Annotated in this window: 7 protein-coding genes; 4 read left to right on the top strand and 3 right to left on the bottom strand. The window is 70.7% G+C overall.

Annotated elements, in window-relative coordinates; genetic code table 11:
- On the top strand, positions 1-802 hold an 802-nt coding region (locus NQ160_RS14910; protein ID WP_257515984.1), incomplete at its 5' end, for an AAA family ATPase.
- A gap of 74 nt (positions 803-876) precedes the next feature.
- On the opposite strand, the gene NQ160_RS14915 is transcribed toward NQ160_RS14910, so the two are convergent.
- Both NQ160_RS14915 and NQ160_RS14920 read right to left on the bottom strand, forming a co-directional pair.
- The gene (locus tag NQ160_RS14915; protein WP_257515985.1) at positions 877-1,758 is read right to left on the bottom strand and encodes a transglutaminase family protein; all 882 of its coding nucleotides are present in this window, start codon (positions 1,756-1,758) and stop codon (positions 877-879) included.
- A complete protein-coding gene (locus tag NQ160_RS14920; RefSeq protein WP_257515986.1) occupies positions 1,755-4,268 on the bottom strand; it encodes a circularly permuted type 2 ATP-grasp protein in 2,514 nt (837 codons plus the stop codon). The genes NQ160_RS14915 and NQ160_RS14920 overlap by 4 nt, the downstream gene beginning before the upstream one ends.
- Before the next feature lie 124 nt (positions 4,269-4,392).
- Here NQ160_RS14920 and NQ160_RS14925 point away from each other — a divergent pair, with 124 nt between their 5' ends.
- From NQ160_RS14925 to NQ160_RS14935, 3 genes are all read left to right on the top strand, one after another.
- Positions 4,393-4,893 carry an amino-acid N-acetyltransferase gene (locus NQ160_RS14925; protein ID WP_257515987.1) on the top strand — a complete coding sequence of 167 codons (501 nt, stop codon included), beginning with the start codon at positions 4,393-4,395 and terminating at the stop codon, positions 4,891-4,893.
- 49 nt (positions 4,894-4,942) lie between these two features.
- Entirely contained in the window at positions 4,943-5,638 is a 696-nt protein-coding gene (locus NQ160_RS14930) for a hypothetical protein (protein ID WP_257515988.1), read from the top strand.
- A 251-nt stretch (positions 5,639-5,889) separates the two neighbouring features.
- Positions 5,890-6,309, top strand: coding sequence for a dehydrogenase (locus tag NQ160_RS14935; protein ID WP_257515989.1), 420 nt, complete (start codon positions 5,890-5,892; stop codon positions 6,307-6,309).
- Between the two features lie 6 nt (positions 6,310-6,315).
- Here the strand turns inward: NQ160_RS14935 and NQ160_RS14940 are convergent.
- Positions 6,316-7,302 (bottom strand): DNA repair protein RadA (locus NQ160_RS14940; RefSeq protein ID WP_257515990.1); only part of this gene is annotated, 987 nt, incomplete at its 5' end.

Here is a 7,302-nt window from a genome sequence, read left to right on the forward strand (position 1 = left end):
CGCGCTGATCTCGCTCGACATGAGCGAGTTCGGCGAGAAGCACACCGTCTCGCGCCTGTTCGGAGCCCCTCCCGGGTTCGTCGGGTTCGAAGAGGGTGGCCAGCTCACCGAGAAGGTGCGGCGCAAGCCGTTCTCGGTCGTGCTCTTCGACGAGATCGAGAAGGCCCACCCGGACATCTTCAACTCGCTGCTGCAGATTCTGGAGGAGGGACGCCTGACCGACGGTCAGGGCCGCGTCATCGACTTCAAGAACACCGTGATCATCATGACGACGAACCTCGGTTCGTCGGCGATCGCGGGCGGCCCTGTGGGCTTCCAGGTCGAGGGGAACGCCCAGACCTCCTACGACCGCATGAAGGGCAAGGTCGACGAGGAGCTCAAGCGCCACTTCAAGCCCGAGTTCCTCAACCGCCTCGACGACATCATCGTCTTCCCGCAGCTGAACAAGGACGAGCTTCGCCAGATCGTCGGCCTGTTCACCAAGCGGCTGGCCGAGCGCCTGCTCGACCGCGACATGACGGTGGAGCTGTCGCCCGAGGCGACCGACCGCCTCATCGAGATCGGGTTCGACCCGACCCTCGGAGCCCGGCCGCTGCGCCGCGCCATGCAGCGTGAGATCGAGGACCAGCTCAGCGAGCGCATCCTGCACGGGCAGCTCAACGCGGGCGACCACGTGAAGGTCGGTTCCGACGCCAACGGCTTCACCTTCGAGAGCGCCCCGCGCGGCGAGAAGGTCTCGGTCGGCGTGGGCACCGTCGGTGAGATCACCGCGACGCCCGACATCATCGCCGGCGCGGAGTAATGCCCGGGCCTACGGGCTGAACAACAGCGAGAGCGGATGCCACACGGCATCCGCTCTCGCTGTCTGTCTGTCTGTCAGTCGTCGATCGGAGCGACGTCGACCTGCACGCGCAGGGTCGAGTTCTTCGCCTCGGTGAAGATGATGCCCTTCACCGGCGAGACATCGCCGTAGTCGCGCCCCCACGCGACCGTGACGTACCGGTCGCCTGCCCACTGGTCGTTCGTGGGGTCGATCGCCAGCCATTCATCGGTGCCGGGCACCCAGACCGCGAGCCACGCGTGGGAGGCATCGGCACCGAAGACGCGCTGCTTACCCGGCGGCGGCTGGGTGGCGAGGTAGCCGCTGACGTAGCGGGCGGCGACGCCGTGGCCACGCAGGCACGCCAGCGCCAGATGCGCGAAGTCCTGGCACACGCCCGCCCGCGCCCGCAGCACGTCCGAGACGGTGCTGGTGACGGTGGTCGCCGTGCTGTCGTACGCGAAGTCGGCGTGGATGCGGCGCATGAGGTCGGTGGCGGCCTCGCCCAGCGGGCGACCGGGGGTGAGGGATGCCGCGGCGTACTCGGTCGCCTCGGCCACGTGGGCCGCGCGGGGCGACTCCAGGGCATACTCCACCGCGCGCCAGGCGCCGGGCACCTCGGGGTGGTGGAGGGGACGCGCCTGCTCCCACGGCTGTGCGAGCGCCGACTCGTCGTACGTCGGCGCGTGCACCTCGACGTCGCCGGCTGCCTCGATCACGAGCGTGCCGTGCGGCTGCGTGAGGTGGAAGTACGTCGCGGCGTTGCCGAAGTAGTCCACGTCGGGGTCGATGTCGCCGGGCTGCGGCTGCACGGTGACGGCGTGGTCGTGCACCTGCTGCCACGGCAGGTCACGGGGAACCAGGTGGTACAGCCCCACACTGTCTTCGACCCGGTCGCTGTAGGTGTAGGTCGTGCGGTGCCAGACGCGGTACCTCATGCGCCCGTCCGTTCCTCGATGAGCGCCAGCTCCGACAGCGGCAGCGGGGGCGGTCCGCTCTCGAACTGCACGTGCGCGACGGCATCGGCGAGCTGCTCGAGCTGGGCGACGGTGCTGACGAGGAACTCCGTCAGGGCGGGACGGTGCTCGCCGTCGGTCGCCGTGAGCGCGGTGACGTCGACATGCTCGAGTGCCGTCTCGATGTGCTCCAGCAGGCGCTCCGGTCGGGTGGAGCCGGTCGAGGCGGGCATGGCGGCGAGGTGCGCGCGCATCGCACCCAGCGAGAACGCGAGCGACCGCGGGTTGTCACGGTCTGACAGCAGCAGCTCCAGCGCGTCGGCGGTGCGCACCGATCCGCGGTAACGGCGTCGGTAGGTGACGATGCTCTCGGCCGCTGTGAGGGTTGCCTCCAGCACTTCTCGGTCGGCGCGGTACTCGCGGCGACGGGTGGTGGTGGCCAGCATCAGGTGGCACAGCTGCAGCCCGCGCTCGAGGTGGCGGCCCGCCTCGATCATGTGCCAGCCCGGGTCGCGCATCATGTTCGCCGTCACGCCCTGCAGCGACAGCACGGCGGTGAGCATGCGGCCGGCGGATTCGGCGGTACGGTGCGCGTGTGGGCCGGATCGAAGCGCGCGCGTCGCCCGGTCGACATTCGAGAACACGCGCCAGGTGTCTCCCGAGAGCTGATCGCGGACGCCTTCGAGGGCTTCGCGCAACCGGGCGATCGCGTGCGCGGCGCTGCCGCTGCGGCCGGCGTCCAGCAGCAGCGAGCGAAGGTCGGCGTCGGGGTCCGACAGCTGCTGGCTGCCGGCGAGGCGCTGCAGCGCCGCCAGCAGCACGCCGGTGCTCTCGGCGGCCTGCGCGCTGTGGCGGCGGCTGAGCTGTTCCAGCTGGTGGTGCGTGGTCAACAGCAGCCGAAGCATGTCTTCGGCTCGCTCGGCGTAGCGGCCAGCCCAGAACATGTCGGCCAGCGCGCGCGGCGCGAGGGTCGGCACGGTGGGGCCGATCGCCGGTGGCGCGCTCTCGACGAGTCCCTGGTCGGGGTCGTCCTGTGCGGCCTTGAGCACCCAGACGTCCTTGGTCGTGGGGCTGGCCTCTTCGCCCGCGCGCACGGTGGCCAGTCCGCCCACCAGGGGGCGATAGGCCGAGCCGTAACGAAGCGTGAAGCTTCGGAACACCACGGGGCGGGCAGCGGCGCGCGAACGCTCCGCCCAGACCGGCGCCTGCGACAGCGGCAGCACGTCTTGACCGACATACCGATGCGGGGCGGCCGTGATGAGCGCGGCCAGCTGTGCTGTCGGAAGGTCGGCCAGCTGGGCGCGAGGCTCGTCGATCGTGCGCACCAGCAGGGTGGAGTCGTCGGACGCGAGGCGGTCGAGCACCTGCTCGCGCCCTTCGGGGTCACCGCACCACCAGGTCGGCACCGACGGCAGGCGCAGCTGCTCGCCCAGCAGCGCTTCGCAGGCAGCCGGCAGGAATGGCATGAGCCCGGGGTTCTCGAGCACGCCCGCGCCGAGCCCGTTGACCAGGCGCACGCGGCCGCGCCGCACCGCCTCGGTCAGACCGGCCACTCCCAGCCGGGAGTCGGCACGCAGCTCGAGCGGATCGCACCACTCGGCATCCACTCGTCGCACGATGACGTCCACGCGCTCGCGCGGCCGGGCGTGGGGCCAGCCGGCAGGTTTCATCCAGACCCAGCCGTCGCGCACCACCAGGTCGCTGCCCTGCACGAGCGGCATGCCGAGCGCATTGGCGAGGAAGGCCTGGTCGAACGCCGTCTCGGAGTGCGGGCCGGGGGAGAGGACCACCACTTGTGGAGAGGCGACGCCCGGGGCGCTGTCGAGCAGCGCGGCGCGCAGGGCCGAGAAGTACGGTTCCATGCGGTGCAGGTCGCTGCCCTGGTAGAGGTCGGGCAGCACCTGCGCGATGACCCGACGGTTCTGCATGGCGAAGCCGAGTCCCGACGGCGCCTGCACGCGGTCGGCGAGCACGTGCCAGTCGCCCTCCGCGTCGCGCCCGAGGTCGGCGGCCGACAGCACGAGCGGCTGCGTGCCCGCTGCTCCCGGCCTGGCCACCGGCCGGGCGAAACCGGAGTGTCCGAAGACGCATGCCGAGGGGACCACGCCGGAGGCGAGGAGAGTCTGCGGTCCGTAGAAGTCGCTGAGCACGGCGTTGAGCAGCTCGGCGCGCTGGGCGAGTCCCACTTCGAGTCGCGCCCAGGTCGGGGCGTCGATGACGAGCGGCATGGGGTCCAGCTGCCAGGGCTGCGCGCCTGCGTCGGGCGTCACATAGGTGACGCCGTCGTCGGCGAGAAAGCGCCTGATTTCGCCGTCGACGCGGCGCAGCTCGTCGGGGGTGAGGGCAAGGGCCAGGTCTGCCATGGCCTTCCAGCCCGGCCGCAGACCGCCGTCGGGCGAGACCACCTCGTCATAACGGTTGACCACACCGGGCAGAGAGAACGGCAGTGTCGGCTCGCTCACCGCTGCCGCGTAATCGCGCAGAACACTCACGCCTGCGGACCTCCTCCGGTTCGGGGGCAGCGGCGCCGGGCGGCGGGCGTGGTTCGAATTTACCGGAGGACCGCCCACGGCGGTGGCCACGGCGCCTCCGGCCCCCGCCGATTAAGGTGAGACGGTGACCAGCTTCACCGTCCGTGCCGCCCGTACCTCCGACGTGCGGGGCATCATGGCGATGCTGGAGCCCTATGTGCAGCGGCGGATCCTGCTGGGCAAGGACATCGTCGTGCTGTTCGAATCGGTGCAGCAGTTCGTGGTCGCCGAGGCGGACGGTGAGCTCGTGGGGTGCGGTGCTCTGCACGTCATGTGGGAGGACCTGGGTGAGGTGCGCACCCTGATCGTCGTCGACGAGTGGCTGCACCGCGGCGTCGGGCGTGCCATCGTCGACCGCCTCGAAGACGACGCGCGCGCGCTCGGCCTCTCGCGGCTGTTCTGCCTCACGTTCGAGGTGGACTTCTTCCGCGCCCGCGGGTTCGCGCCGATCGGCGAGCACATCGTCGACCCCGACGTCTACTGGCAGCTGCTGCGCAGCCCCGATGAGGGGATCGCGGAGTTCCTCGACCTGGCGCACGTCAAGCCGAACACCCTCGGCAACACGCGCATGCTCAAGCAGCTGTAGCGGGCGCGCCCCCGGGCCGTGGCGGCACCCGCGACGTAGCCTTGTACCCATGTCCGAACCCGTCCGTCGCAGGCATTCGCCCGCCGTCTACCGCCGTCGTCGGCTGACGGTGCTGCTGGTCGTCATCGTCGTGATCGTCGGGATCGTGCTGCTGGTGTGGCAGCCGTGGAACGCCGGCGCGAGTCAGACCGACCCGCGCTCCGCCCCGACCCCGTCGGCGTCGCCGTCGCCGTCCGGCACCGTCGCCGGCACCGCCATCGCCACGCCGCTGCCCAGCCCCACGGCGTCGCAGGCCGAACCGGGGGCCGACGCGCCCGAGGGCGACGCCGCGCCCGCCGTCGCCTGCACGGCCGGCATGGTGGAGGTCAGCGGCATCACCGACAAGGGGTCCTACGCCGCTGGCGAGAACCCGCAGCTGTCGATCTCGCTCACCAACACCGGCGGTGTCCCCTGCACGATGAACGTGGGGACGACGACACAGACCTTCACGATCAGCAGCGGTGACGATGTCTGGTGGCGCTCAACCGACTGCCAGACGGAGCCCAGCGATCAGACGGTCACCGTCGACGCCGGACAGACCGTCACCAGCGTCACCCCGCTCACCTGGGACCGTACCCGCTCGTCGGTCTCGACGTGCGGCGACGTCGACCGCCAGACCGCTCCGGGCGGCGGGTCGTCGTTTCACCTGAAGGTCTCGATCGGCGGGGTGGAGTCGTCGGAGAGCCGGCAATTCCAGCTGAACTGACCGGCGGGTCTCTTCTGAGAGCTTTCTCACCAATGTCCCCCAAAGAGGGGACAGCCCTCGTCGGGGGACCTGAACTATTCTGGACCCAGCTCCCGCACGTCGTCCCCGCTGTCCCCAGCAGTTGAGTGCAACCCTCCCCAGAGTCGCACCGAGGGAATCACGGCGGCGGTGAGCGTTGGGCCCTTTCGAGTCACCCAGTCCCCAATGGGCGGCCCGAGAGGGCCCTTTCCCTTGCTCGGTAGGCTGGGGGAATGGCCGGCAAGAAGAAGGCGAAGCGCTCGCCGTCCGAGTTTCGCAACCCGCAGCTGCAGGACGCACTGCAGACGCAGGACATGGCCGCGATCGCGTTCGCGCTGCGCCACGGGCCGACGGTCGTGCCGCTGATGCGGCCCGGCCAGCGCGACAACCCGCTCGATGTGGGCGAGGTCTGGACCTATCGCGACCCGCGCACCGGCGACGTCGCGTTGCTGCTGTTCAGCGATGCCGTCCACAAGCCGGCGACCCTGCCCCCCGGGGTGGCGCTGCAGTCGCCGGCCTGGCTACGCGCCTTTCTCAGCGCCCACGAGGAGGAGATCACCACGGTGTTCTTCGACATCGCCGGGCCGCATCCGCTGCAGGCATCGCCCGCCGATCTCATCGCGGCGTTGGACGCCGCAGCCCCCGCTGACTGAGCCGGATCAGAAGTCGGGTTCGTCACCGGGTTCGGGCCGGTGCAGGCGCGGCAGGTCGCGCAACGCATCTCGCAGGGTGCGGCAGCGCGCGTCGAGCACGGTGCGATAGCCCAGGCGCGCGGCCTCGCCGTGGCGCTGGTCGGACTGGGTCACCGCGCGGATCTCGCCCGCGAGGCTGAGTTCGCCGATCGCGGCGACCTTGGCCGGCAGCGCCCGGTCGCGCACGGCGCTTGCCACGGCGAGTGCGATCGCGAGATCGGCCGCCGGCTCGGTGAGCCGCACACCGCCCACGGTGGAGACGTAGACGTCCTGATCCGACACCGTGATGCCGGCTTTCTTCTCGAGCACCGCGAGGATCATCGCCACCCGGGCGCCGTCGACGCCGCTGACGATGCGCCGTGGGTTGGGGGCCCCGGTCTTCATGGTCAGCGCCTGCACCTCGACGGGCAGGGCGCGGCGGCCTTCGAGGGCCACGGTCACACAGGTGCCGGCCTCACGCGAGCCGTGCCCGAGGAACAGCGCGCTGGGGTCTGCCACCTCGGCGATTCCGGACCCGGTCATGTCGAAGCAGCCCACTTCGTCGGTGGCGCCGAACCGGTTCTTCAACGCCCGCACGAAGCGCAGCGACGTCTGCCGGTCGCCTTCGAAGTGGCAGACGACGTCGACGAGGTGCTCGAGGATGCGGGGGCCGGCGATGGACCCGTCCTTGGTGACGTGCCCCACGATGATGACCGGCAGGTCGCGCTCTTTGGCCAGGCGGATGAGGGTGGATGCCACTTCGCGCACCTGCCCGGGGTGCCCGGCCATGCCGTCGGACAGCGACGATGACACCGTCTGCACAGAGTCGACGATGAGCAGCTGTGGCTTCACCTCGTCGACGTGCCCCAGAATCGTGGCAAGGTCGGTCTCGCTGGCGAGATACAGCTCGTCGTGCAGCGCTCCGGTGCGCTCGGCGCGCAGGCGCACCTGGCCGAGCGACTCCTCGGCGCTGAC

The organism is Microbacterium sp. zg.Y909 (assembly GCF_024626565.1).

Bases quoted from the DNA above. Each gene is read 5' to 3' on its own strand.
- NQ160_RS14930 (WP_257515988.1), top strand. From the start codon at position 4,943: ATGTCCGAACCCGTCCGTCGCAGGCATTCGCCCGCCGTCTACCGCCGT.
- NQ160_RS14915 (WP_257515985.1), bottom strand. From the start codon at position 1,758: ATGAGGTACCGCGTCTGGCACCGCACGACCTACACCTACAGCGACCGG.
- NQ160_RS14935 (WP_257515989.1), top strand. From the start codon at position 5,890: ATGGCCGGCAAGAAGAAGGCGAAGCGCTCGCCGTCCGAGTTTCGCAAC.